Below are 25,359 nucleotides of genomic sequence, written 5' to 3' on the forward strand. Positions count from 1 at the left end.
GGGGGCTTTTAATTTTACTTTATGATTGAATGCTTTTCAGGGAGCTTTTCTCCTTGCTGAAGTAGTAGACAGAGGAGGTCAAAATCGTGGTGTCAAGGACAAAACTATTTACCTAAAGCAGGAACCTTGTATCTCTACAGGTTCCCTAAAAATTATAACTAACACCAACCCGGATAGATGATTCAATAATTTGCTGCTGGTATGAACCATCCTGGGAGAAAGTCAGAAGCGAATGGGTTTTGATATATGGATTTATGAATAAGCTACCTCCAAAGTCAAAATCATATTTGGCTCCAATTCCTGTTATCCCGCCGAAGCCCGTTTGATCATCTATGGAATTAGAACCACTAATATCTATATCAAACAAAAGTCCGGCATGGGCATATAAATACTTCAGGAAACTGGCCCGAAGCTGAACCGGAATCTCTAACAATTGTACATGGGTAGTGTAAGAAGGGTAATCAATATTCGGATTAGGAGAAGGACGTTCCTTGAATTTGAAGTCTGAATACTCAATACCTGTTTCCAGTTCCAGCCAATTGTTTAATGGAGAAATGTAGTTGATGCCTATAGAATAGAAAGATTGGCCAATAAAGCTTGATGCACCAACTATATCTTCAGAATAAATAATATCGGATTCTCCGATGGTGGAGATATGGAATCCGATTTTATGAGCTGGTGAATCTTGATATTGAGATTGTCCGTGGGCCGAAGAAAAGGCACACAGGATTAAAGTAATAGAGGCAAAAAATATATTTTTCATTTTTCCCGGGTAAGATATCTTGACATTTTTATCTCTTACCCGGAAATCTATCATTTTAATTATTAATTCGCTCAGCAATCATCGAGGAAAAATAGCTAACGCCTACTCTTATAGCTTCCTCATCCACTGCAAAATTTGGAGCATGGGGCATAGAGATGATTCCTTTCTCAAAATTTGATCCTCCTAACAGAAAATAGACTCCTGGTACTTTTTGCTGAAAGTATGCAAAATCATCACCACGGCCATCGGGAATAGCGCCATAGAGAGGTAGTGCACTGGGCGCTTCGTAGATCTCTGAAATGGTTTGAATGGTCTGCTGGGCCAGTTGCTTATCATTATCGATATTGCCTCTGTCCGGTGAGTAAGTCAGTTGATTTGAAGCAAAGGAAAGATCAAGGAACAGGTTTGCATAAGGAGATTGCTTGATCTGACGTGTGATGCGCTGGGGGATGGACTTCATGAGTTGCTGGTTGCTGGTGCTTAAAATAGCACGGATGGTTAATCGGCCCTCATTTTCTTCCACCCTAAATTGATCACTTACCGTGATGTAATCCTGAAAAATGGTGTTTGGGTTACCAATGCCAATTTGCGGGTCCATTAGGTTGCGGGTATCCCAAAACTTACTATCCTTTGCCACTGTCTGCAGGTTATATACGATGCGCTTTGAAAAAGCAATGATGGAATCACTTTGAGCATTTTCTTTAAAAGTGATATTGAGTTGTTTGTAATCGGCATACAGGTAGCCCGGTTTGGTGGCTACCAGTCCGGCAGGCATAGGAGAGATATGCACGGCATACATTTCATCAGGGGTGATAAGCTCAAAAACGCCATCTGAAATCATGGCTTTAGCGCCCTTGAAGTCCTCTTCTGAAGGTTGAAAAACAAAATAGACCGTTCCCTTAAGATCCTCTTTTTGCAAGCTCAGTACCGATGCCATCCCAAGGGCAATGGCGGTATGCACATCGTGCCCGCAAATATGACGTACGCCTTCATGCTTGGAAGCAAATTCCACATTTTCGGTGTGATGAGTAGGCAAGGCATCAATATCAGCCCGCCAGGCTATTCTCTTACCGGGTTTATCGCCGTTCAAAATGCCAACCACTCCATACCCGCCAATGTTAGTATGAACTTCCAAACCGAGTCCTTCCAGGTATTCTTCAATCAAAGCGGAGGTCCGTTTTTCCTCTCCGCCAATTTCAGGGTACTGATGCAGGTCACGTCGTATCTTTACCAATTCCTCAAATAGTTCATCTGTATCTTGCTGAATGGTTTTATGCAGGGGAGAGGCATCCTCTTTCACCTGTGCCCAGCCGAACTGCCAAGATACCAGCAGAGCGCTAAAGCAAAGGATTCTAATGATTGCAGGAAGGGTAATTTTTGTCAGGTAATTCATCTTATCGTAGTAAGTACATTTCTGTTGTTATTTATCCTGTTGCCAACTTAGGTGAAATGCATTCCATCTCCTGTCACATATGTGACAAAATCATCGTTGGGCTATTCTTTTCCGAATACGGCTCAGGGATTGCCGTTCAATTCCCAGAAAAGAAGACAAGTGCGTTAAGCTGATCCGGTTCATCAGATCCTCGTTTTCCTCAAGAAATTGCAAATATCTCTCTTCGGCCGTATTGAATAAAAAACCTTCCACGCGATCACTTAAAATGGTTAATACTTTTTCGGCGATAAGCCGTCCCTGCATCTCGCTGTTTTTGAATTTTCTGTAGCTTTCCTGAATACTTTCGTACGACTGATTTACCAGTATGCAAGGTTCCAGGCACTGTATGTAATACTTGGTGGGTTTTTGCCGGATGAAAGCCGGGTAGTCGGTCACGAATTCCCGCTCTTTGGTGAAGCCCGTTGTTATCTCACTGCCTTTCTCATTGATATAGAAGCGCCTTAACAGACCGGAACAGACAAAACTCATATGGGTTTGAACTCCGCCGCTTTCCAGATAATAATCTCCTTTATCCATTTCCTGCAGGCTTAGCTTGGTACGAATAAACGCCAGTTCTTCCGGAGTTGAATGCTGAAACTGTTTTAGATAGGCTTGATAGTAGGCTTCCTGCTTATTCTTCATCTTTATGGATCTATGCCCCGATACCATAAAGGACCGGAAATGTTTAATTACAAACGGCTTGGATTTTAAAAAAAGTAAGCTTGTCAACCAAGCAAAGTTTCAGTCCCGGGGACTTCATCCATAAATTAAAAATTAGAGGTAGTATATATAATACGTTAAAATAATGGCTGACATGTTATAAATGCCATGCGCAACTATGGATGCCGTTAGTCTTTTGGTGTACAGGAAAAGGGCCGTGTAAGCAATAGTTGGCACTAAGATATCGAACCAGCCTAATGCATCAGACGGCAAATGCCCGGCAGCAAAAAAGACGATGGATAAAACAGCTGCCACCCAAACTCCGGTGTTAGGGTTCTCGAAAAGATCTTTCAGCACATTGATGAAGTAGCCCCTATTGAAATTTTCTTCCGTAATCCCTCCGCCAATCACCCCTAAAGCAATAAAAGAGAAGAGACCTAAAAAGGAACCATCATACATGGAAACCATCTGAGTAATATCAGCACGTTCGGCACCTCCGGTATTTGGAATGATTACTCCGAATTGCAAAGCCGTCCAGCCCAAGCCGGTGATTATCCCCAACAGACTGTCTGCCTGCCAGTGCTTCTTCGAAAGTCCGATATACAGGAAATCTTTATTTAAAATTTTGAGAGAATAATACAGCAGGATTCCAACAGTGGTGAGCTGAACCAGAGCAATGATTAATAGATTTATTCCTGTAAGGCCTCCGTTAATTTTCGTAATGCCAAAAAACAGATTGGGCAGTGCAAATAAGATAAATCCAGCTATTATTGTTGGTATAAAAACCAGAAGAGTTTTCTTCTTGCTAACGCCGTTTTTGCCTTTGTGTGTCATATGTTGGAGGATTAAGTGAAGGATGGAAACAAGGCAACTACGGAAGAATAGCTTAAGTTGTTACTTAGTTTTATGCACTCGCTTCTATAAAAGTCAGGCGATCCATACATGCTCATTCTACCTTTATTAAGTTATCCATCCTTACCAGGTCGGGTCGGGTTCCATAAGGATCAATGCTCACAAACTGTGGCAAGCTGTCAACTTTAAAGGATAGCTGCTGCTTGCCATCTCGAATGGTTCTGGACTCCAATAAGATAATCTGCTCCCTGGAAGCCTCTGAAGGATGTTCGGTAAACAGTCCAATCGGTATTGGCTCCTGCATAGAAACCGGTAATTCAACTCCGTTCACCGCTTCAAATTTTGCGGCATTAATGGTGATTTGTAACTTATAGCGGCCATCAGCAAGTTGCTCGTACTCCACATTATTCACCGAAAGATCGTAAGTAATGATTTTCTTAAACCAGTCATCAACCAGGGAATGATGCTTTTCAGGGGTTATCTTGTACAATTCATCCAGGAATTCCCGGGAAGTCACCGTGGCATCGGTTTCGTGTTGATGATGTGTTACCAACGTTTTTAATACTTGATTTAGGGACTTTTCGCCTATCAATTCTTTGAGGGCGAGCATCACCATATAGCTTTTGCCATACAGCATGTAATGCTCGCCTTGCTCCAGGTACAGCGGTTGCTCCGGCGTTGAGGCGTAAGAGCGTCCGTTGAAATAGGTGTGATTGGCAGATTTACCCAGCTGGAATAATGAAGACATTCCGTAGTGTTTTTCCATCACCACGGCTTCGGTGTACTTGGCAAATCCTTCCACAAAAATAGCTCCTCCACTGATGCTTTGGGTACTCAGCATATGTCCCCACCACTGATGTGCCACTTCATGGATAGTCCGTTTTGTCACCAGGTTGAAGACCTCCGGTGCCCGTTCATCCACCAGGTAAAAATTATCTTCTACCATGCTGATGGTACCGGCGGCAGCATATCCCCCAAATCTCCAATACGAAGGAATTTCTACAACGCGCAGGTGATCGAGCCGATATTTTCCAAACTCCTGTTGTGCATAATCCAGGGTTTGCCTCATGCTTTCCATAGTGGTTTGATTATTGAATGTATGCTTGGCATGGTAATAATGCTCTAAGTTGATGCCTTTGTAATTTTCATGCTCTATGGCATACTCAGCGGAGTGATAGGTGATAGCAGGGGCAACCGGTTTTTGGGCTTTATAGTGATAGTAATGGCGGCCGTTTTCAGTCCATTGCTCTTCAAGATGGCCGATTGAGATGCCGGTTTGGGAGTCAGGGACTGACAAGATGGTTTCAAAATCAACCCGGCCAAAACCGGATTCCATCACATCAAAGTCAGCTGCCGAAGGTTGCTCAAAGGCACGTTTTGGGAGTCCTCGTTTTTCACGTTCGGTATTATCGCTGATTTCCAGATCGTCGGTGTAGCCCAAATAGGGACTGAAATCGCGCATATGCACAAAGCTTCCGTTATCCACCAGGTCTCTTCCGGATTGCAGGCCTTTATGGCTACCATCCGCGGTAAACGCAAGCGTAACCGTATCACCAGGCAAAACCGGGCTCTCAAATCTAAACTCAAAAAGCCCAAGGTCGGAGTTCTGTGCAATTAGTTGGGCCTTTTCAAGCCTAAGATTGGTCATAGGTTTTTTTTGGATGATGAGCGCCCTGGAAACCACGGAGTCACTTTTATTTTTAAGTACATAAGTGGCATCCACAGCATAGCTTCTTTCTTCGGGATAAAGTGCCACATCGGTTTTGATGGAAACGGGGTAAAGCCACGGTTCCTCGTCATAATGTTTATACTTTTTCTCATAGTCCGCCCACCGGTCCAGCCTTTCTTCAGAATACAGATACTCGGTTTCAATGTTGGTTTTGTAGAAGATCATCCCGGAGGTGCCAAGAAATCCCAATCCAAGTACTACAAGCACTGTTGTTTTCTTTACCGTCCAGCCTCTGAAAAGCTGTTTAAGATGAATGCCAAAGCTTTCCGTAATCCCTCTTCGCCAGACGTGTAATGCAAGCAGAGAAAGTATCAACCCTAAAAAGAGCCAGTGAGTGGATAAAAGGTAAAAACTGGATGCGCTGTTGCTTACGCCCGACATATCAGAAAAAGTAACCGATGGCATTGCCCCAATTTGCAGCAATTGGTGTTCAATACCGAGTTTACCCGAGAGAGGCGTCCCAAATACCGCGACCACTAATCCGGTGATTGCCATCCCCAGGTACTTACCGGACGACAGGGATTGTATGAACAATCCAAGCAAGAGATAGAAAACGAGCGGAATTCCCTGGAAGTAATACAGGGAAAGATAGGTTCCCGGATCAATTCGGGGATAGTCCAACAGCATCTGGAAGGCTATGGCGATGATAATCTCCAGACTGATAAACAAAAAAGGGATACATAAAAGTACCGACACTTTGGACCAGAAGAAGGAGGCATTGGAAGAAGGAGTAGCATCTAAAATCAGATGAAATTGCTCACTGCGTTCTTTCCATGCCCATTCGCCGCTGTAAAATACAATCAGCAACAACCCGAAGATAAAGATAGCGGTGTTATTCATTCCTGCTAAAAGGGAGGTGACCGGGTAGAGGCTTTCCGAATAACTACCTCCACCCATAAGCGTTGTGTAAAACTCTGAGCTGATGATAAAAGCCACCAACACCATCATCGCCTGAAAGGGCAAACTTTTTAGCAGTTGCTTGAGGCCCATGTTAGTTTGTGAGAGAAATCCCTGCCAAAAAATTCTACCGGAATGTGTAGATGGAACTACGGGTTGATAGGCTGCATTGGGCGATACGTCTTTCCTCAGAGTTTCTTTATCTGAAAAAGATTTTTGGTTCCTTTGCTGTAAGGCTCGGAATGAAAATAATCGGTAGGCAATTCCGAGCATAACAAACGACAGAGTGATCCAAAGCAGGCGATTAAGCAGGAAATTACCGGTGAGTGATACCAGTACTTCGTTTTTTTGAAGAGGCTTGAGGTACTGGCTTTGCTCCATAAAGGCTGAGATTCCAAAAGGATCACCCAGGGCCGCCAGCCTCATATTGTCCGTATGAGTGGGAGCTGAATCAGCCAGGATGGGGGAGTTGAAGAAAAAGGAACACACGAAATAGAGCACATACACCATCACCGCGGAGGAATAAACCGCCATCCTGTTTTTGGTGAGCAATCCCACGGAAAAGATAAAGGCCGAACAGATCAGGACATTAGGAAATACGAATACCAGCCAGTTCCAGAAGTAGGGAAAGAGGCTGAATGTAGCCAGGCGTTCGGGGTCCAAATCGAAAAGAAGGTGCCCGGCCATCATCCCCAAAACCAACGGACTTACGGCCAGCAGGCTAAACAAAAATACGCCGCCAAAACGGCTGATAAAGAACTGATGCTTTTGAACGCCGGTGCTGAATACAATTTCCTCCATGTGGTGATCCCGGTCCCGCAAAATCCCGTTGATCACAAAAAACATGATGGCAAACACATCGCCCAGCGTAAAAATGGAGATGTAATAGCTGATCTGATAAGGGGCGTTAAAGTCGACCATATCAGGCGCAAAAGCCTGTCCGCCTACCTGCAAACCAGTCAGGAAAAACAGGATCATTGCGGCGGGTAAGGCCCAAAGTTTTCGCTGGTACTGGATTTCGAATTTGAGTAAGGCAGTAATCATGATACCCCCATAGTTTGTGGTTCGGAAGTAGAGACCATGGAGAAATAGAAGTCTTCCAGGTTGGGAGTTACGGCTTCAAAATCGTTGCCTGGTGCGTGATCTGCTTTAATGTGGATTTGTGTGTTGCCCGCGGCAAGCCGGGTGGAAATGACCTGGTGATTTTCACGGTAATGATTCAATTCATCGGTGGATATAGTCTTCTTCCACACCTTACCATCCAGTGTTTTAACGAGATCGGAGGGATTGCCGTGAACCAGAATCCTGCCCCGGTCAAGGATGGCCATATTGGAACAGAGATTATACACATCCGCCACAATATGGGTGGAAAGAATGACGATGATATCTTCCCCGATTTTGCTAAGCAGGTTCAGGAAGCGATGCCGTTCTTCCGGGTCAAGTCCGGCTGTAGGTTCATCCACAATAATGATGCGGGGATTTCCAAGCAGCGCCTGGGCAATGCCAAACCGCCGGCGCATGCCCCCTGAATAGGTTTGAACATGTTTCTTCCGGTGCTCCCACAAATTAGTTTGATGGAGCAGGTTTTCAATTTGACGTTCCCGTTCTTTCTTGTCTAAAAGTCCCTTTAATACGGCAATATGATGTAGCAGCTCAATGGCGGAAGTTTTGGGATATACACCAAACTCCTGCGGCAGGTAGCCAAGTCCGTTGCGCACCACATTGGGTTTGGTCTGTATATCTTCCCCGTTGAAAAGAATCCTTCCTGAAGAAGGCGACTGCAGCGTGGCAATGGTTCGCATCAGGGTTGATTTGCCGGCGCCGTTGGCTCCCAGCAATCCATACATGCCGTTTTGTATGGTGAGGGATACTTGGTCCAGGGCTTGTACTCCGTTGGGATAGGTTTTCGAAAGTTGTTGTATGTCCAGCGTGTTCATAAAGGCGCATTTTAAGTTGAATTTGAGCGAAACTACGAGCACTTGATTACGTTGTTTAGAGCGGATGACAGACAAACCTCTTTTTAATACAGACCCCATGAAATTGCATATGAAGCTTATTGATACGGAAAAGCACTGGGTTCATCCCAAAAATGATAGTGTTCGTCCAGGGGCAGAGAATGAAAGCCTGATTTCCTCTATTTTTGCGTCATGAAAAATGCTTTAATGAAATATCGAGCCTTTGGGATTGGACCGGCTGTCACTTTCGGGATGATCCTCTTGATGGAGTTTATCGACCTGATCCGGATTCCTGAAGATGAATGGATTACCAATACTATTCTATTCAGCTTTTATGCTTTTTTCACATCCCTGGCCATCCATAAATACCTCCAAAAGGGAGGCACAGTGATTAGGGTTGTGGCCGGTTTTATCATGCTGGCTATAGTGATTTTCAGTATTGGCTATTTTACCGGTCACCTGGTGGATAATCCCCTGATGATTTTGCTGATGATCTCCTTTTGGCTGATCCTCTTTTACTTTATTCTGCCTGATTTTTTCAGCAAGTACCGGTTGCTCATTATGGGTTTATACGGGGGATCAGCGCTTTTCTTTTTATATGCCCGTTTGTTTACCGGCAGCTTTGAACTATACGAAAGCACTTACAAGTTTTGGGCCTTAAGCCTGTTCTTACTCCCTGTTCCCATCCTGATGGGGCTTTGGTTTTATGAACAATGGAAATGGTTCCGTACTCTGAAAGCAGAGAAAGCCCGGGCAGAACTGGCCCTCTTGCGAAGCCAGATCAACCCGCATTTTTTCTTCAATACCCTGAACAATCTCTATTCGCTGGTGGTCAATCAATCCGATCAGGCCCCGGATGTCATTCTGAAACTGTCGGATATAATGCGGTATACTATTTACGATGGGAAAAAAGATCAGGTATCACTGAAAGAGGAAGTGGATTACCTGCAGCGATATATCGATCTACATAAAATACGATATCAAAAAGAGGTGGACATTCGCTTTGAAAAACCGGAGGATGAGGAGGTGAAAGTCGCACCGCTGTTGTTCATTATACCGCTGGAAAATGCTTTTAAGCATGGAGTGGAAAGTCTGCGGAAGGGAGCGTATATCCATGCTTCCTTACAAGAAGAGCCTGAAACGGGGGAGGTGGTCTTCCAAATTCAGAATAATTATGAGAAGCAGGATGGTTCTGAAGCTAACGATGGTATTGGCCTGCGAAACCTGAAGCAGCGATTGGAACTTCTGTATCCCAACCGTCATACGCTGAATATTGAGAACAAAGAAGGCGTATTTTCTTTAACTCTACAGCTCAACACGCTATGATCAAATGCATCATTGTAGATGACGAACCCCTGGCACACGACTTGCTCAAGACATTCTGCGAGCGATTGCCTCACCTGAAAGTTACCGCCCAGTGTTATGATGCCCTGGAGGCGATGGAGTGGCTCAATTCAAACACGGCAGATCTTATGTTTTTGGATTTACAGATGCCCAAGCTCAAAGGCTTTGATTTTCTTCGAACCCTTCGGCACCCGCCAAAGGTCATTGTGACTACCGCGTATAAAGAACATGCGCTCGAGGGCTTTGAACTGGCGGTAGAAGATTACCTGGTGAAACCCTTTAGTTTTGAACGGTTTTTGAAGGCGGTTAATAAGGCCGTTGCGGAATTTCCATCAACCGGGAAAAATCAGGAAAGACAAAATAGGGAGGAAGCATTGACTTCCAGTTTCTTTGTGAAAGGAGATCAGCAGTATCACCAGGTGAAAGCAGAGAAGATTTTGTACGCCGAAGCCCGCGGGAATTACTCCGCTTTGTTTTTGGAGGGAGATCAAGAACTGCAGGTGCATGAAAAGATCTCGGACCTGGAAGAAATGCTTCCGGCTCCGTCATTTATGCGGGTACACCGGTCCTTCATTGTTTCGGTAGATAAGATCAAAAGCATCCAGGGAAATACGATAACGATAGGAAAATCAGAAGTGCCTATCGGACAGACTTACAGTAAGATTGTCCGGGATATTATTTTGAAGATGTAGCTGGGACTGTGATAGTACCTATAAGTCAGGTAGCAAGATCAAGGAGTTCTTCACCTATAGAGGAAGAGAAAAGAGGGCAGAAGTGAGTGGGGAGCATACTCGCTTTATGAAGATTCTTGAGCTGAAAACCAGCAAGTATGTACGGAATATAAGGTTTGACTCGTTGGGAATGTGATTTATAGCACTTCTAAAACTCCAGCTTATCGTAATTTAATAAATGAACTAGGGCATCTCCCAGTTCTTTTGTGCCGACAAAAGAACCAAAAACTCTCGCCATCGAAAAAAGAGCTAAAGTTGACTCCATTACGCTAAAAGAAATCAATGCTCCATCACAGGACTTGCAGGAAAGTCATGAGCCATGCGGTATGATTTCTTTCTTCACGCTGCATTTCATCATCTTCTTCACGCTCTTTTTTCAAAAGGCAAATTATGAAGATAATTTTCTGTGTCTCCGAAATGATATTTTTAATTATGAGCTTGGTAGCAGGTTCAAAGTGTCCTTCTCCTTCTGAAGGCTAAGCCTTCAGGTACTTTTGCTTTTGAGGTACAACCTCAAAAGATCCCTTGGTAACGATCCCTCGGTATAATTATCTCCAATTTCATAAAGAGATCTTTTCAAGTTGCACTTGAAAAGTACAAGCATGAGGAGGCTTCGCCTCCGTTAATCTGATTTAAGATTGGGTGTAAATTTTGAATTTTGGATTTTGAATGCTGAATTTGCATTGGTCATTGGTCATTGGTCATTGGTCATTGGTCATTGGTCATTGGTCATTGGTCATTGGTCATTGGTCATTGGTCATTTAGTTCTGACTCCTGAATTCTTGTCAACGAACGTAACAATGAAAAAACTTAAATCTGATAAAAAGAAAAAGGCGCCTTGGCCTACCAAGGATGCTATGGCACAGGTTTACGAAATGAATCTTTGGGGCGGGGAAGGGGATGATTTTTATTCAGGCTCCGGCTCGCATCACCCTGATATCGTTGATCCTTATATAGAGAAAGTACGTTCATTCTTGAAATCCTTTGAAGAACCATTGGTGGTATGTGATTTGGGCTGCGGGGATTTCAACGTTGGCAGGCAGTTGATTGACCATGCTAAAAAGTATATTGCGGTGGATATCGTTGAAGAGCTCATCAATCGTAATAAAGAAAAATACCAGGAGGAAAAGCTGGAATTCCGTTGCCTGGATTTAGCTATGGAAAAATGGCCCTCCGGAGATTGTGCAATCCTGCGAAATGTACTTCAGCATTTGTCCAATGCGGAGATACAAGCCATCGTGAGAAAGCTGCCCGGTTTTAAATATGTGATTCTAACAGAACATGTGCCTGACGGGGATTTTATTCCAAACAAAGATATCATTTCGGGGCAGGGAATCAGGCTGAAAAAGAAAAGCGGGGTAGACTTGTTGGCTTCACCTTTTAACCTGGAAGTCGAAGAAGCAACGCAATGGCTTTCGATTCCTTCCAAAGAATGGGGTGGAAGGGTGGTTACGACCTTGTATGAAATGGGAGATTTTGAATGTTGAATTATGGATTCTAAACTGAGTTCTGAGTTCTGAGTTCTGAGTTCGAGATTCTTTATCTATTTTCTTTGCCATTGCATTTGCCCAAAAGTTGTAGAAGATCTTCATCTAAAGATAGCCTCTAGAATTGGTGAAATGTGCAATTAGGACTTTGTACAAGACCAATTCAAAGTAGCAGAGTCAGTTAAAACTGCTGGCTATTCCCGAACTTCTTCAATAATGGATTCACCGCTGCTTTGGTCCTCTCCAGTCCATTGCCACTTTTCGTGAAGTCGAAGCCTGCCATCGGGAAGTAATTTCGGGCTTGAGTGACATTTCCCGGTCTTGAGTTCTCCGTCTGTGTTTACGTGAGAGTATCGCATTTCCAAATGATTGTCAGCTCCAACCTTCGCTGTTAAGGTGCCAAAGTGAATGTTGCCGCCCTCATAAGTGGCCCAAACGGCATCACCTTTTTGGCGATAGTGAAAGAGGGTTTCACCGCTGACATCGCCATTGCTGGTATTTTCCACAGATCGGAATTTACGGTTGTTGTAGTTGATAGTGGTCATAGGAGATATTGCTGTGATGGCATTACACATTTGGTTCGTTAAGAGATAATGGACAGATTGTGCAATCCACTCTACTTACCCTGATCAAAAAAGAAAGTGATCCAGAAATAATTGTGCAAATGGCGAACCTTGAACTTCAGCAGCATCCAGGGGATTTCCCCACCACATTCCCTCACTATTGGCCAGCAGAATCAGAGTCAGGTTTTGTTCTGGCACTTTCAGGTAGAGTGCACTAAAGCCGGCTTTTTCATCCCAGCCGGAATGCCAAATTAGCTTCTCACCTTTATAATCCTGTACATACCAACCGAAGGCGTAGGGAAGATCCGTCCCATCCGGAGTAACCGCAGGGGTGAAAAGTTTTTCCATGGTAGATTCAGATGCAAGCTGATCCGTATCAAGGGCGATGTCAAATTTGGCCAGATCATTGACGGTAGAAACGATGCCTGCACCGCCGGCCAGATGGCGTTCGATATGTTTTTTCCGATTATATCCATTTTCGGAATATTCAAATCCCTGCGCCATATCAAAAAATACCAGGGCTTTCTCACGCTGCCACATGCTGGACATGGTTCGGTCCATGCCGGCAGGTCCAAGAATATTCTTCTGAATGAGTTCTGCCATGGTATTCTGACGACCTTCGGCAGCTGAAATAGGATTGCCGTACACATATTCAATGTACCGCGAAAGCCGTGAATACATGATGGGATTATACATAAAGCTGGATCCGGGCTCTCCGTTTACCGTATGGTTCAGGACGTTTTGTATGGTGATGGGCTTATCACAATGAAGATCCCGGCCAAAAACAATTTCTGAGTTTGCAAGCCAGCCGCAGAAATTATCCCAGCCGGGCATATCGTTGATGTTATTATTCAGGTCAATTTCGCCCTGTTCTTCAAGCTGGAGAAACAGAAGTCCAAGAAAAGGTTTGGTGACCGATGCAATCCAAAAGGGGGTATCCGGGCTTACATCTTTAAACGAAGAGCCATCCCCCGTGTCAAAGTGTGAGCTGCCAAACCCCTGAGACCATGCAAGCTGTTGATCTTTTATCACAGCCGCAGCAAGGCCGGGAATATGATTCGTTTTTCGCAAGGAATCTAATTTTTCAGAGAATATTCTAAAAGATGCTTCGGTTTGTTTGGGTTGATTTTCGGATTGAGAGACGGCCACTGAAGGGAATAGGAATAGTATAGCAAGAAGAAAATAGCGCAAATGGATCATCGGTTGGTTTAGGTTCTGGCTTAGTTACGCAGAGCAAAAGATATTGATGCAGTTTTTTTGGTGACAGGTATCAGGATAGCGCGTGGTCTGCCGGGGCGTTGGGAACGAGAGGAATCATTTGCAAAATAAACATGCAGGATTAGTCTGCCAAAAATATAGATCGAGCCCCAATCAGTCAGAATTTTATCCCAATATCTAAACCTATGATAGGCACCAGTTTTGTTTTTGACTCACTGAGTGAAATACCCGGGCCAACTTCGAAGTTGAAGTACCAGTTTTTGCCCAGGTTCCGCTGCAAACCCCAGGTTGGGCCAAAAACAAATTGATTTGATTCAGGGTTATTATCAAAAGGCTCATTTAAATAGGCCATTGAAACAAATGAAAAGTAGTTGCCGGAAAAATCCCTGATGCTTTTATTTTCCTCAAGGCGCTTCTCTAAATTGTAATAGTAACGAGGACCTATTTTAGCAAATAACCCGTATTGAAAAACCCAGTCCATTCCATCGTGTCCAACATTGAAGGCAAATCCCGTTTCTGAGTGGAATGTCATTTTGGGATGTATGGGCGTTTCATATTCTAAATTGGGCCAGAAAAGTCCAAGCCTGAAACTGCCGTTCTGATCCTCGAAATTAGCCTGCTGAGCAAATCCTGATGAAGCCATTAACAATAAGATAGCAAACGATAAGATTCCCCTTTTCATAACGAAGATATGTTTATGCTTCTCTTTAGTCCCCGAAGTTGAATGTATTACTCATTATATATTTGATGTTTAGGGTGCAACAGGAATTAGAGAATGATTGATATTTGCAGACCGAAAACCATACTATTATCATGATCCATCTTTCAAGAATCCTTACGTTTACAGATAAATAATATTGCAGGCTTTTTTGTATCTAATCATGTTTTTGGGAATGTCCGTGAGATGATAATGGATTTTGAGTGGATAACAGTCGACCTAAAGAAGGTGTTTGTGATAATGGGATATATCAAAAGGGTGGTAGTAAAGAGGGGAGAAAAGGTCATACACCCAACTTCTTTTGCCAAAAAACAGCAGAGCCGGCCTCAGGATCTAACTCGTAGCCTGAGAAACCAAATTTTTGGTAGGCAGATTTTGCCACGGTATTGTTGCTTAATACTTCCAGGGTAATCTTACAACAGCCTTTAGAATTGGCGATCTCTTCAACCTTTTGAAGCAGCATTTGACTCAACCCTAAACCCCGAAACTGAGGTATCACACACAAATCATGGATATTAATCAAAGGCAAACAGGCAAAGGTGGAGAAGCCTTCAAAGCAATTGGCTAACCCGGCAGGCTGATCGTTGACGTATGCAATGATGCTAAATGCATGCGGCAGTTTTGCCAGCTCAGAGACTAAATGATCCCGCACATGTTGGGATAAGGGCTCGCCAGCCCCCATGGGATCGGTTGCATATTCATTTAAAAGAAAGGGGATATCCTTCTGATGCTGAGGATTTTGATAATCGGCTTTTACAACTTCTATGTTCATGTCTAAGATATTACAAGGTGGGGGAAAAAGGTGAGGTCTTTAATCAGTCCGGTTTAATATTTCAGTTTAAATACGGGAATTAATTCTATAGCTACAAGCCTATAGCAAAAGAGGTGGGTGGTATTATTTCATAAGCTCTTTAGCGAAGCGGGGACTGAATAATGTAAGCTCAGAAGTCTTCGACGCCCTCAGAGGGGCAGGTTTTTGAACCCTAAATAGAAACTGGCGTTGGTGACAGTTGTTATTACAAACAAGCTGAACAAGCGTGTAATATCTGTTTCACTGTGTCGCTTTTTTCAACCGTTACAGGCACATGATACTTGATAAAACCAGGCCCCATACAACAGATGTCAGCATCTATAAAATAGTCGCCAACATCTACAGTGAAGAAAGCTCTTCCATTTGTATCAGTCACTTTTAGAATACTTTCCGGAGCAAGATAGATTTCAATATCTTTTACTGGAATTTCATTTTGATCAATGACTAAAACAGATACATGCCCTTTCTCACGTTCATTCGGCTCGGTTGAGGTTTTACATGAACTGAAGGAAAAGCTTAAAGAGACTACGAGAATAGTAAATACAAAATGTTTCATATCAGGCCTCTCTTTCTATTATTGACGATTATTTGACCTTTTTAAAGTAAATTTTTCTATCAAAATTACCTAACAACTTGACGTTTAAACGGCGTAGGTATTATGATTTCATTGCGGTAACAATACAATTTTCTCTAATCACTGAACTCCAGCAATGCTGAAAAATGCGGCATCTGCCTTGTCCGACTGAACGAATATGTGATCATGGTAAAAGGCAGCAATAACGTTGGCACTGATGCCTTTAGAAGCAAGCTTATTTGATACTGCCGCGGTTAACCCCACGGCTTCCAGGCTGGAATGAACCGTTAAGGTTATTTGCCGGAAGGTTCCTTCAAATGATAAGCCCGCCTTTAGTGCTTCCGATTTTTCCAACACCAGCGTTAAGCCTTCAGCTTCAGCAAATGAGGCGACAGGACTTAACGATACATACTCTTTTAAATCACCCGATACAGAACAGAATACCATTTCAGGCTCTAACAACCGGGGACTCATCGATTTCAGTAACTCATCTAACTTTGTTATTCCAGCCATTCAATCTATACTTTTATTTTGGTGTGGCACAAAATCACAATGAATTATAGCCATTGTTAGCAACTCTTACTTATTCTCCGCCATATTTTACAGGTATTCCTACACTTTCCGATTCTATAGTCCATAAGAGACTGACTATCCACCACCGGTCGCCATAATACGTCAATTGATAGCTATTTATTCCTCTTTCCTCAGCACCTTCTGAGTCCTTACCATAAAAACTCTGGAATACTTGAGCAATTCCATTGTATTCATCAACAACTTTATGAATTTCTTTTTCAAGATAACCTTGTTCATAGTATGGGTCTTTCAAGAGGGTTAGGAAGTCATCAAGTGATATAGTTTCGGCCTTTTCAGAATCAGCAACAGTGAATATTGCAGACGGGTGAAATAAATTCCTAATGGCTGTAGTATCCATTTTCTCTCCTTTTTCTATGGTTATTTGATCGAGTAATTCATCAATAATTCCGTCAATAGATTTAACAGGAGCATCCGTTTGTTGTTGAGCTAAAGAGCTAATTGAAAGGGTCAAAAAAAGTATTATGCTAAGAAAGTGTTTCATATAGTTTCCCATTATTGTTGCTAACGGCGCCGTGCTTAAGCGGCGAGCCGATTTGTTAAAATTAAGATTCCAAACCCTGAACTAGTGTGCTGTTCATCTTAATGTGTTCGCAGACCTGTCAGGTCTTTACCCGACATTTTAGCTTTGACGTGACACTAGTCCTGTTTAAACGCTTGCTAAACCAATTTGTTTGAGTTAAATAATTATTTAATGCCATGTTACTCAACATGAAATCAAGACACCTATTTATTTTGGTTGAACAAGCTTAAGGGGGGCTTCGGTGAAAAGAGAAAGCTCAGGAAGTCTCCGGCTTTCATTGAGGGCGTTGGGAGGGAGGGTAACTAATGCCGCTGCGCCTTCGCAACTCGCAAACCTCAAATTCGATCTATCGAAAATCTGATGAATTCTACCTTTTGGCCCTCAAGATCGCGTTATCTAATACCTGTATATCAGTACTACATTTTGGTGGTACTCAACCACGGAAAGCTGGAGCTTCCCTGAATGCATTACGAAGGAGGGCCTTTGTAACGAGTACAAAGATACCTATTTAAACTTGCCTCATTCGGTAAGCCCGCGTAGTCTAAGAGGGCTGGATCAGCCTGGTTGATTCCAGCCCGACGCAATTTGATTGGGACTCCGAATGGGTAATCGATGTAAGATCGGGGAGGCTTCTCTTGACAGAGTACAGCCCCGACAACTGCGTTGGGGATAAGCCCGAATGGTGTTGGATGGCTGGTTTACTCCCAGACCATCGAATAGATGGAAAGAAGCTGGTTACCTATTACCCGGTTAAAGTGTCCATGCAGTGAATAACGTATTGTTTTAAAGACGTGCTTAATTGCAGATGGAAAAAGACCATTTACTTGACAAAGTCCTTTTTAATGGTGTTATGCATTGAGTGGCAAGTGTTGACTCCATCCTTCTGCTATGGATGTAGCAACTTTAGAGAAGTCGGTTTTTTTGTTGTTTTCGTTTCTTTCCTGGCAAAATTTTTCATCCCGATTGAACAATGATGAAGCAAAACTTCGCGCAGCCATAACCATTCCACTGGTTTTTTTAAATCGTATGTTTGTGAATTTGACAAAAGCTTTCTGTAAATCGTGCTGATTATCATTTAGGATGTTTGCAAGATGCCAGGCGTCTTCCAGCGCCTGACATGCACCCTGACCAGATGTTGGCAAAGAGGCGTGGGCGGCATCGCCAATTACAATTAGGTTATTTCTATGCCATGTTTGAATTGGGTCATGGTCATGAACATAAATCTTATTGATCCGTTCGACAGGTGTATGGTCAATCATCATTTGAATCGGTTGTGGCCAATCCGAGAAAATGGAACTTAGTTCCGATTTATATTTGGCTTGATTTTTAGGGCCAATGTCAGCACTCTGTATGCCCCCGGCCCAATAAGCTTTATGCTTGGTAATTGTAACAATCCCAAACCGCTCACCAACACCCCAAAAATCTGAAACTGCAATTTCCTTAAAAATCTCTTCTTTAGACTGAAACACTCCGACCCAGTTTATAAAATCCTGATATACAGGTGTGTTGTCTCTGTGTACAAAAAGACGGCTATGCGAGGCCATCCGTCCATCTGCCCCGATCAGTACGTCGGCAGTGATCTTTAATCCATTTTGGAAGTGAACTTCTGCTTGGCTCGGATTCTTCGTTCCTATTCCTGTAACTGAATGATTGTAATGAATGGAAATTCCCAGGGATTCAAGCTTTGATATCAGGATGTTTTGCAAATCACTGCGGAGAATGGAAAGGCTTGAATGTCCCATATGACTGTTAATCGTTTCAATATTAATAGCGCCCAATTCTTCGTTTGCACTCGTTACCCTTCGCATTCTTGCCGGATGCCCGGATACGGCTTCAATTTCACTCAACACACCGAGTTGTTGAAGTACATAGGTCGCATTCGGCCATAAAACAATTCCAGCGCCAATATTCGATGCAAACTGGTGTCTTTCGTAAATACTAACGTCAAACCCTTTCTGTTTGAGAGCAATGGCGCTACTGACACCAGCCACTCCGCCACCAAGTATTGCTACTTTCATATCAGAAAATCTTGTGATTTTTTAAATGCATAACGGCCCTGCGTTTAAACGGCGCGGGGATTATGAGTTTCTTTTGAAATAGCAAAATTAATTCCTGGCGGTCAAGTTTCATCGCACCCCTCCTGCGTGCGATTTGAAACGCTTTGTTAGGCACCGAAGGAATTATATTTTATAATCAGAAAAATCTTGCCGGAAATGACGAACGGTTAAAATTTCGATTATCTCGGGATTAACCTCATAGATTACCCCATAATTCTCATGAACAATTATTTCTCGGATTTTGTCATTATTTGTTGGCGGAAATACTCTTCCTGATTCTGGATTTTGACTTAAATTTTCAACTTTCTCTTCGATCAAATCAATAAGAGCTAAAGCAGCACCTGGATTATCTTCAGCAATGTACTCGAGAATTTCTTTGGTTTTGTTTCTTGCCGTTGGCGACCAAATAATTTTCATGATGAATATTGTGATCTCAGTTCGTTTATGAATTCATCATGACTTATACCTTCTCCATTATCTAATTCCTTTCGGGCAGCAGATAATTCTTCCAATAACTCAATCTTGTCCAACATTTTTTGATAATCTTCTACATCAATTAATACGGCAGAACTTTTGCCATGCTGAGTAAGAATAAGCGGTCGGCGTTTTGATTTGACACGCTCAATATATGATGCAGCATTAGCTCGAAAATCGGAGAGTGACCGAATATCTTGGTCAAGTTGAATGTGAGACATGAGTGAAATTTTTAATTATTGTTCTTTTTAATGTACTAAATTAAGAACAAATTATTGTATTAAATATCTCGGAGAAAAGGTGCCTAACGACCCAGCGCATAACGGGCGCAGAGATTATGAGTTAATTAACGGAGAAAATATTTAAACAAGCAGCCCTGGAAACCAAAGTTACGTCCGCGTCCCCGTTGATGCGTTTGTTAGGTTCCGGGGCATTCAGGCAACGATTTTATATAGATAGCATTCTTTTATTTTATCAACATCATTTTTTTGGTTTGGATGAACTCCCCAGCCTGCAGGCGATAGATATAGAGACCTGAAGAAAGACTTGACGCATCAAATTGGACCTCATGCTGTCCGGCAGATACCCTGCCATTCACCAATGTGGCCACTTCCCGCCCCAACATGTCGAATACTTTCAGTGTTACTCGGCTGGTTACAGGTAGTTGATAGCTTATTACCGTGCTTGGGTTAAATGGATTAGGGTAGTTGTTGGAGAGCGTAAATTGCTGGGGAATCTTTTGTGGATCTTTGGTTTCATCAGTTCCATCATCCGAACCGTGATCCCCGGAATGTTTACCTCCGGCAATTTTGGAAGCTCCGCCCGGTCCGCCGATAGTTATCGTGCCGCTTGCGGCAGCAATGGTTATTGTTCCGCTCTCGGCTTCAATCGTGAGGTTGGAACCGGATTCCAGGGTTGCATCTTCGTACAGCGTTAGGTCATCATACAAGGGCAAGGTTACCTGGCTCATTTCAGTTCCCAAATGCGCACCGTGGTTTTCGATGGTGTAGATGAGAGTTTGGTAAGCATTTACCCGGCCATAGCCCATATGATAACTCCACGTTAAGTCCTGCCGTTCTCCTTCCCCGAGATCGTATTCATAAGTATCATTACTATCGTTAATTTTCTCGGCTGTCGTTTCAATAATTTCGCGTACTTCTTCTTGCGTTAAGTTATCATTAATCGACAAAATGAGGGAAGCAATGCCCGATACATGGGGGGCTGCAGAAGAAGTACCGTTAAACAAAGTATAATCCAGGTCACTGAGATCACTGGAAAGTAGTGTTCCTCCAGACTGTGTATGTAAAAAATTATTTGGATTATATCCATTGGTTCCCTGTCTATCAGTAGTAGGTATCAAAACCCCAGGAGCCATAACATCAAGTCCGTCCCCATAATTGCTTCCCCATTCATCTTCCGTATCACAAGATATATAATTAAGATATGCTTTACGTTCATTACACATGCTAACAGCTCCAACCGCAATCACATTGGCATTATTATAAGGCGGATAGTCTACAATCCATATGTCATCATTACCTGTCGCAAATACGACCACACTTCCCAGCCCGTTTCGTCCAAAAGTAATCGCACTATCAATAGCTACATCAAGAGGAGAATAATGGGAACTCAATCCCCATGAATTATTGATTACATGGGCTCCATTTTTCCAGGCAAAATTAATTCCCTGAGCTTTAGCCATATTAGAGTTTGGAGTTCCTATAAGGCTATTACTAATTGACATAAGTGTTCCATCAGGGGCAATTCCTGCTACCCCTTCATTATTGTCTACATCTGCTCCCGCAATGCCTGCAACGGCTGTTCCGTGACTTCCCCGTATTTGGCTGGGAGAAGTGCCGCTATCCGTATCATAGCTGTTGGGGTGAATATTTGGCAAATCAGGGTGATTTAATTCTATTCCATGGTCTAAGACAGCAAGAGTAATGTTTGAATGGGACTTCGTAATCTTCCATGCATCGGTCATTTGAATATCGCTTCCGGAAACCCCGCTATATTGACCGGTATTCACCAGGTTCCATTGATCATCAAAAAAAGGATCGTTTACTGATTGTACAGCATCCTCCATTAAATCAGGAACGGCATCTCTGAAATATCCTGACTTATAAAATGCATTGGCCATGGCTAATGCATTTCCAGCTGAATGTTGATCACAAGCCAGCGTGTACCATAAATGCATGTATTTATTACTTCCAAGTATTTCTACTTGATACTTTTCGGCGAGTTTTTCCAGCAATTCATAATCGTCTTGCTTTTTTAATTGAACATAGAACAGGTGAGACAACCCTACTTCAGTGCCTCTCGATGTGTAGAAATAGGGAGCCTGGTATATCATTTCCGATACCGATAGGTGATCAGCCATTTGTTGACCTTCTATTACTGTCCAATAGTAATCTGACTGATTGGTGTTATCTTGCCTGAACAAGGCTCCCAATTCAACCTCCCTGATGGGCTGTATGTTTTTCTCTTCAACGTTCAGTTCAGCAGATAAGCGTTTCAAATTCGGTTTCTGTTCAAATAAGAGGAATTGTTTATTCTCCTTTAGCTCAAGAGACTGCTTTTCTCCTTTATACCAGTAATAGTATGGAGAGTCTTGCGCATATACATATATATTTGACAACAATAGAATCAATATTAAAGCGACTGTGTTTTTCATAACTCTTCCTCCCAATAAACATCAAAAACAATCGGGTAACCGAGGTATTCCCGAGATAATACCTTAACAATATAGTTAGCGTTGCCAGGTTGGGCTGCTACGCTTTTAATAATTCCTATTTTATAGCGTAACGTATTTGACGTAAATTTTATGTGTTGCCCAACGACCATTGGAAAACTTGGTTGAGTAATAGTTGTTCCTGCCAAAATAAATTCCTCATCAAAATTCACTGCCACTGAATCCTGGCAGTTGATATAGGTATTAAATTCCGTTTTTGTGGTAATCACAAATTCCCAATTACTAAGTCCTTCTCCCTTTCTAATGGAATCGGGATTGATATTTGAGAAATTAAAATGGCAATCCACAACATCTTTTTCTAATCCTTGGAACTGTCCTAAAATTTCAAAAGGTACCGGCCCTTCCTCAGGACCAGAATCTGTACTACAACCGCTTCCCAGAACAAACGGCATGGTAAATAACAGTACGAGATTAAATAGCGTTGGCTTATTATGTTCCTTTTTAAATCGTTCCCGTTTCATGGGGATTACCTCTCTTCATTTAATTGGGTTTTCAATGCTTTCACCTCCGCCTGCAATTCCTGCACGGCGGCTAGCAGCAACACGGTGAGTTCATCATAGTTGATAGCTTTAGTAGTTACGGTTTGGAAAGGCTCTCCTGTTCGCTCTTCCGGGCTTTGCCCTTCGTCAAGTACATGTACAATGTCCCTCACTATTTCAGGGAAAACATCGGCTACCTGTTGCGCTGAAAGACCCATATGTTCCCCTTCGACGGCATGGGTAGTGGGCAGCCCCCGGCTACGTAAAGTTTCATTATCCAGAAATTCGTACTGCAAAGGCCGCAAAGTCTGGAGTTTGGAAGCAATGTCCGTTCTGTCCATCTCCCGGATGTTGGTTTTAAGCTTTTCGTCAGAAGGCTGGTAAATACCCCCGCTTACATACAACCCGGCCGCTGTTCCCGAAAAATATCCCCCGTACCCTCCACTAGAAGTGGAGTAAACTCCCCAGCTATTAAAGGTTCCGGGTTGAACCGATACCCGGAGGCCATAATTGTAGTCTGCACCTGAGGCCGTGCCATAAAAAGCGTAACTGTCATAACCGTTAGAGGCCTCGCCACGCACCCCATAACGGGCAGCCCCGCTTGAGGTTGACTTGCCATAAATAGCCGTATGTTCGCTGCTGGCAATAACCCTCAATTGATTGCTGGAGATTGGCGAAGTGTTAATGCCAATCTGTCCTCCGCTGTTAAGGTTAATTTGTGCCCAGGCGAATGTAGGCAGCAGCATTAAAGAAAGAAAAAGAAAGGATGTTAACTTGGACATGATGTTCTCCCGTTTGGTTTATTATTGTACCGCACAGTAGAACTGCGAAAAACCCACTGTGCCGTTTATTCATGGACAGTTTTTAGGTCAATTTGCCTTTTATTAAAGGAATTAACTAAAAAAAACTAGAAGGTCAAGTTAGAAATCTGAATGCCCCGGTACCTAACGGATGGCAGATAAGCTGTCCGGCGGATTAATAATTTGATTAAAACTAAAACATGAACTTAATGGCAATATTGGGTAACTGGCACGAGGCCGGTCAGCTTGATTTGCTTGTTATACTGCGAGGTTAATTATGCAACAACCGATAATTGATGGAAGAAATGAAATGAACGGAGTCGAATCAGCGGGCGATAGGATTAAAGAGAAATTTGTCGAAGCCATTGTTGAGATGGTTACAGAGGCGCTGGATGTGAATTACCGAGAGCGAAGAAATTTCCAAGCATTGTTGAAAAACCTGATTAAAGATAAGATCACCGACAGGTCGATCAAAGATAGACCTGGTGGACTTCTTGAACAGTATTTACACAATGAAATGAGAAAAACATTACCAAAGTTTAAAGATACTTTTGGGCTGAATGATGAGGTAGATATTGTAGAGTCTCATGCTTCTCATGCAAAAATGAACAAGGTAGTTGAAGCTATTAAGGAAAAATATGACGGGAAGCAAAAAGCAGTATAACGACCCAGCGCATAACGGGCGCGGAGATTATGAGTTAATAAACAGTGAAAATTTTCAAACAAGCAACTCTGGAAACCAACGGCACGTCCGCGTCCCCAGTTAATGCGCTTGTTATACAACCATATGTTTATTTTGCCTTTAACTAATTCACTTCAAAATATTGACTTGAGTGAAAAGCTTTTCATAATCAGGAAAATTGTTCATTTAAAAATTTATCCAAAGATATTTTTGGAGTTGGTTTTACCCCTACTTGAAAAATTTCTACAAAAACCACTTCTTTATCTTCCTTAGGAAGCTTATCCAAGTCATATTTTTTGAGCATATCTACAATCTTGATTTGGTCGATTGATTTCGACTTTTCAACGAGAAATTTTAGCGCATTTTTTTCTTCGATTCCTTTTTCTTCAAGAATTTTCAAATTGTTATCGCTTTCGACTTGATTTGGATTATTTTCATTATCAAAGAATCTCTGTTTTATTTTTTCAAATATATCATCATGATCTGTGGTGATATTGAAATGTGAATAAGACATTTAATTCCTCCTTTTAAAAGTATTTTTTAAGCAAATTCGTTGTAAAACGGCTCAGCGCATAACAACGGGCAGAGATTATGGGTTAATTAACGGTTAAAATATTTCCAAATATAAATCTGGATGCGTTTCTTTAAACCATAGAATAAACTCATCAGATTTTCCATTAAGCTCATCAAAAAAGAAATCTTCTAATTTAGTTTTCCCAGGCACGCCTGCATCTAAAAATTTTGAAGTACCAGCTCTCTCATGGACTTTCCAAAACTTTTGAAGGTTATCACTATGATAAACAAGGGTTCTTTTTTTATTTAATTTGTAATGAGAAGGATGGTTTAAAACTTTTCTGTCAGTATGATCGATTTTATCACCTAATAATTGAAAACATATTTCGAATAGTGCACGAATCGAATTTACATTTATGTCGTTAATTGATTGTTTACTTCGAAGGGCAAGCTTTATTAATTCGAGTTCTTTTTTAATGTTTTCAACTTGTTCTGGATCATCTTGAATATTTGCTTTAATGTGTTTTTCAAAGCTGTCAAATAACTTAGATAGAGTATTCTTCCATCTAGTTTTATCCCGATTACCAGAAAACCCATGATACCTGTCATTACCGAAAACTCTATTTAGAAATGTCTCAAAACTGGGATCAATATAAATTGAATCACTCATGGTTAACTAATTTATAATTTAAATCTTTAAAAGTTTTTCAGCTTAGTAATTAAGAGAATTTAATCAGGAAATTCAGATTTTGAC

25 protein-coding genes are annotated in these 25,359 nt (G+C 42.3%); 4 read left to right on the plus strand and 21 right to left on the minus strand.

The window, feature by feature from the left end; all coding sequences use genetic code 11:
* Positions 1–145: 145 nt before the first annotated feature.
* The 6 genes from FN815_RS14660 to FN815_RS14685 form a co-directional block, all read right to left on the minus strand.
* The gene (locus FN815_RS14660; RefSeq protein WP_142455397.1) at positions 146–763 is read right to left on the minus strand and encodes an outer membrane beta-barrel protein; all 618 of its coding nucleotides are present in this window, start codon (positions 761–763) and stop codon (positions 146–148) included.
* A 55-nt stretch (positions 764–818) separates the two neighbouring features.
* On the minus strand, positions 819–2,156 hold the full coding sequence (locus tag FN815_RS14665) for a M20 metallopeptidase family protein (protein ID WP_142455398.1): 1,338 nt from the start codon (positions 2,154–2,156) through the stop codon (positions 819–821).
* A gap of 90 nt (positions 2,157–2,246) precedes the next feature.
* Positions 2,247–2,837 (minus strand): Crp/Fnr family transcriptional regulator, encoded by a 591-nt coding sequence (locus tag FN815_RS14670; RefSeq protein ID WP_142455399.1) that lies wholly within the window; start codon positions 2,835–2,837, stop codon positions 2,247–2,249.
* A 132-nt stretch (positions 2,838–2,969) separates the two neighbouring features.
* Entirely contained in the window at positions 2,970–3,689 is a 720-nt protein-coding gene (locus FN815_RS14675; RefSeq protein ID WP_142455400.1) for a CPBP family intramembrane glutamic endopeptidase, read from the minus strand.
* Positions 3,690–3,801: 112 nt separating this feature from the next.
* Complete coding sequence (locus tag FN815_RS14680; RefSeq protein ID WP_142455401.1) at positions 3,802–7,377, minus strand: ABC transporter permease/M1 family aminopeptidase; 3,576 nt, start codon at positions 7,375–7,377, stop codon at positions 3,802–3,804.
* On the minus strand, positions 7,374–8,270 hold the full coding sequence (locus tag FN815_RS14685) for an ABC transporter ATP-binding protein (protein ID WP_142455402.1): 897 nt from the start codon (positions 8,268–8,270) through the stop codon (positions 7,374–7,376). Before FN815_RS14685 ends, FN815_RS14680 begins: the two co-directional genes overlap by 4 nt.
* 225 nt (positions 8,271–8,495) lie before the next feature.
* Between FN815_RS14685 and FN815_RS14690 the strand changes: the two genes are divergently transcribed.
* The 3 genes from FN815_RS14690 to FN815_RS14700 all read left to right on the plus strand — a co-directional run bounded on the left by FN815_RS14690 (position 8,496) and on the right by FN815_RS14700 (position 11,850).
* Positions 8,496–9,614, plus strand: coding sequence for a sensor histidine kinase (locus tag FN815_RS14690; protein WP_185957316.1), 1,119 nt, complete (start codon positions 8,496–8,498; stop codon positions 9,612–9,614).
* Positions 9,611–10,324, plus strand: coding sequence for a LytR/AlgR family response regulator transcription factor (locus FN815_RS14695; RefSeq protein WP_142455404.1), 714 nt, complete (start codon positions 9,611–9,613; stop codon positions 10,322–10,324). Before FN815_RS14690 ends, FN815_RS14695 begins: the two co-directional genes overlap by 4 nt.
* Before the next feature lie 839 nt (positions 10,325–11,163).
* The gene (locus FN815_RS14700) at positions 11,164–11,850 is read left to right on the plus strand and encodes a class I SAM-dependent methyltransferase (RefSeq protein ID WP_142455405.1); all 687 of its coding nucleotides are present in this window, start codon (positions 11,164–11,166) and stop codon (positions 11,848–11,850) included.
* A 194-nt stretch (positions 11,851–12,044) separates the two neighbouring features.
* On the opposite strand, the gene FN815_RS14705 is transcribed toward FN815_RS14700, so the two are convergent.
* The 13 genes from FN815_RS14705 to FN815_RS14765 all read right to left on the minus strand — a co-directional run bounded on the left by FN815_RS14705 (position 12,045) and on the right by FN815_RS14765 (position 23,392).
* Positions 12,045–12,395, minus strand: a complete 351-nt coding sequence (locus FN815_RS14705; RefSeq protein ID WP_142455406.1) for an avidin-fold protein — start codon at positions 12,393–12,395, stop codon at positions 12,045–12,047.
* Positions 12,396–12,479: 84 nt separating this feature from the next.
* Positions 12,480–13,484 carry a serine hydrolase domain-containing protein gene (locus tag FN815_RS14710; protein ID WP_185957317.1) on the minus strand — a complete coding sequence of 335 codons (1,005 nt, stop codon included), beginning with the start codon at positions 13,482–13,484 and terminating at the stop codon, positions 12,480–12,482.
* 304 nt (positions 13,485–13,788) lie between these two features.
* Positions 13,789–14,274, minus strand: a complete 486-nt coding sequence (locus FN815_RS14715; protein ID WP_142455408.1) for a hypothetical protein — start codon at positions 14,272–14,274, stop codon at positions 13,789–13,791.
* Between the two features lie 358 nt (positions 14,275–14,632).
* The gene (locus FN815_RS14720; RefSeq protein ID WP_142455409.1) at positions 14,633–15,121 is read right to left on the minus strand and encodes a GNAT family N-acetyltransferase; all 489 of its coding nucleotides are present in this window, start codon (positions 15,119–15,121) and stop codon (positions 14,633–14,635) included.
* Positions 15,122–15,365: 244 nt separating this feature from the next.
* Positions 15,366–15,716, minus strand: a complete 351-nt coding sequence (locus tag FN815_RS14725; protein ID WP_142455410.1) for a hypothetical protein — start codon at positions 15,714–15,716, stop codon at positions 15,366–15,368.
* 138 nt (positions 15,717–15,854) lie between these two features.
* Entirely contained in the window at positions 15,855–16,247 is a 393-nt protein-coding gene (locus FN815_RS14730) for an ACT domain-containing protein (RefSeq protein WP_142455411.1), read from the minus strand.
* A gap of 70 nt (positions 16,248–16,317) precedes the next feature.
* Positions 16,318–16,809 (minus strand): hypothetical protein, encoded by a 492-nt coding sequence (locus tag FN815_RS14735; RefSeq protein ID WP_142455412.1) that lies wholly within the window; start codon positions 16,807–16,809, stop codon positions 16,318–16,320.
* Between the two features lie 887 nt (positions 16,810–17,696).
* Positions 17,697–18,866, minus strand: a complete 1,170-nt coding sequence (locus FN815_RS14740) for an FAD-dependent oxidoreductase (RefSeq protein ID WP_142455413.1) — start codon at positions 18,864–18,866, stop codon at positions 17,697–17,699.
* A gap of 162 nt (positions 18,867–19,028) precedes the next feature.
* Positions 19,029–19,322, minus strand: coding sequence for a type II toxin-antitoxin system RelE/ParE family toxin (locus FN815_RS14745; protein ID WP_142455414.1), 294 nt, complete (start codon positions 19,320–19,322; stop codon positions 19,029–19,031).
* Complete coding sequence (locus FN815_RS14750) at positions 19,319–19,600, minus strand: type II toxin-antitoxin system Phd/YefM family antitoxin (protein ID WP_142455415.1); 282 nt, start codon at positions 19,598–19,600, stop codon at positions 19,319–19,321. The genes FN815_RS14745 and FN815_RS14750 overlap by 4 nt, the downstream gene beginning before the upstream one ends.
* A 245-nt stretch (positions 19,601–19,845) precedes the next feature.
* Positions 19,846–22,053, minus strand: a complete 2,208-nt coding sequence (locus FN815_RS14755; RefSeq protein WP_142455416.1) for a S8/S53 family peptidase — start codon at positions 22,051–22,053, stop codon at positions 19,846–19,848.
* Positions 22,050–22,592, minus strand: a complete 543-nt coding sequence (locus tag FN815_RS14760; RefSeq protein WP_142455417.1) for a hypothetical protein — start codon at positions 22,590–22,592, stop codon at positions 22,050–22,052. The genes FN815_RS14755 and FN815_RS14760 overlap by 4 nt, the downstream gene beginning before the upstream one ends.
* A 5-nt stretch (positions 22,593–22,597) precedes the next feature.
* Positions 22,598–23,392, minus strand: coding sequence for a tail fiber domain-containing protein (locus tag FN815_RS14765; protein WP_142455418.1), 795 nt, complete (start codon positions 23,390–23,392; stop codon positions 22,598–22,600).
* A gap of 295 nt (positions 23,393–23,687) precedes the next feature.
* Here FN815_RS14765 and FN815_RS14770 point away from each other — a divergent pair, with 295 nt between their 5' ends.
* Positions 23,688–24,074, plus strand: coding sequence for a hypothetical protein (locus FN815_RS14770; RefSeq protein ID WP_142455419.1), 387 nt, complete (start codon positions 23,688–23,690; stop codon positions 24,072–24,074).
* 187 nt (positions 24,075–24,261) lie between these two features.
* On the opposite strand, the gene FN815_RS14775 is transcribed toward FN815_RS14770, so the two are convergent.
* On the minus strand, positions 24,262–24,606 hold the full coding sequence (locus FN815_RS14775; RefSeq protein WP_142455420.1) for a hypothetical protein: 345 nt from the start codon (positions 24,604–24,606) through the stop codon (positions 24,262–24,264).
* Between the two features lie 93 nt (positions 24,607–24,699).
* Positions 24,700–25,275, minus strand: a complete 576-nt coding sequence (locus tag FN815_RS14780) for a hypothetical protein (protein ID WP_142455421.1) — start codon at positions 25,273–25,275, stop codon at positions 24,700–24,702.
* Between the last annotated feature and the right edge of the window lie 84 nt (positions 25,276–25,359).

Origin of the sequence: Gracilimonas mengyeensis, from assembly GCF_900182705.1 — a bacterium.
In the GTDB taxonomy this organism is placed as follows: Bacteria; Bacteroidota; Rhodothermia; order Balneolales; family Balneolaceae; genus Gracilimonas; species Gracilimonas mengyeensis.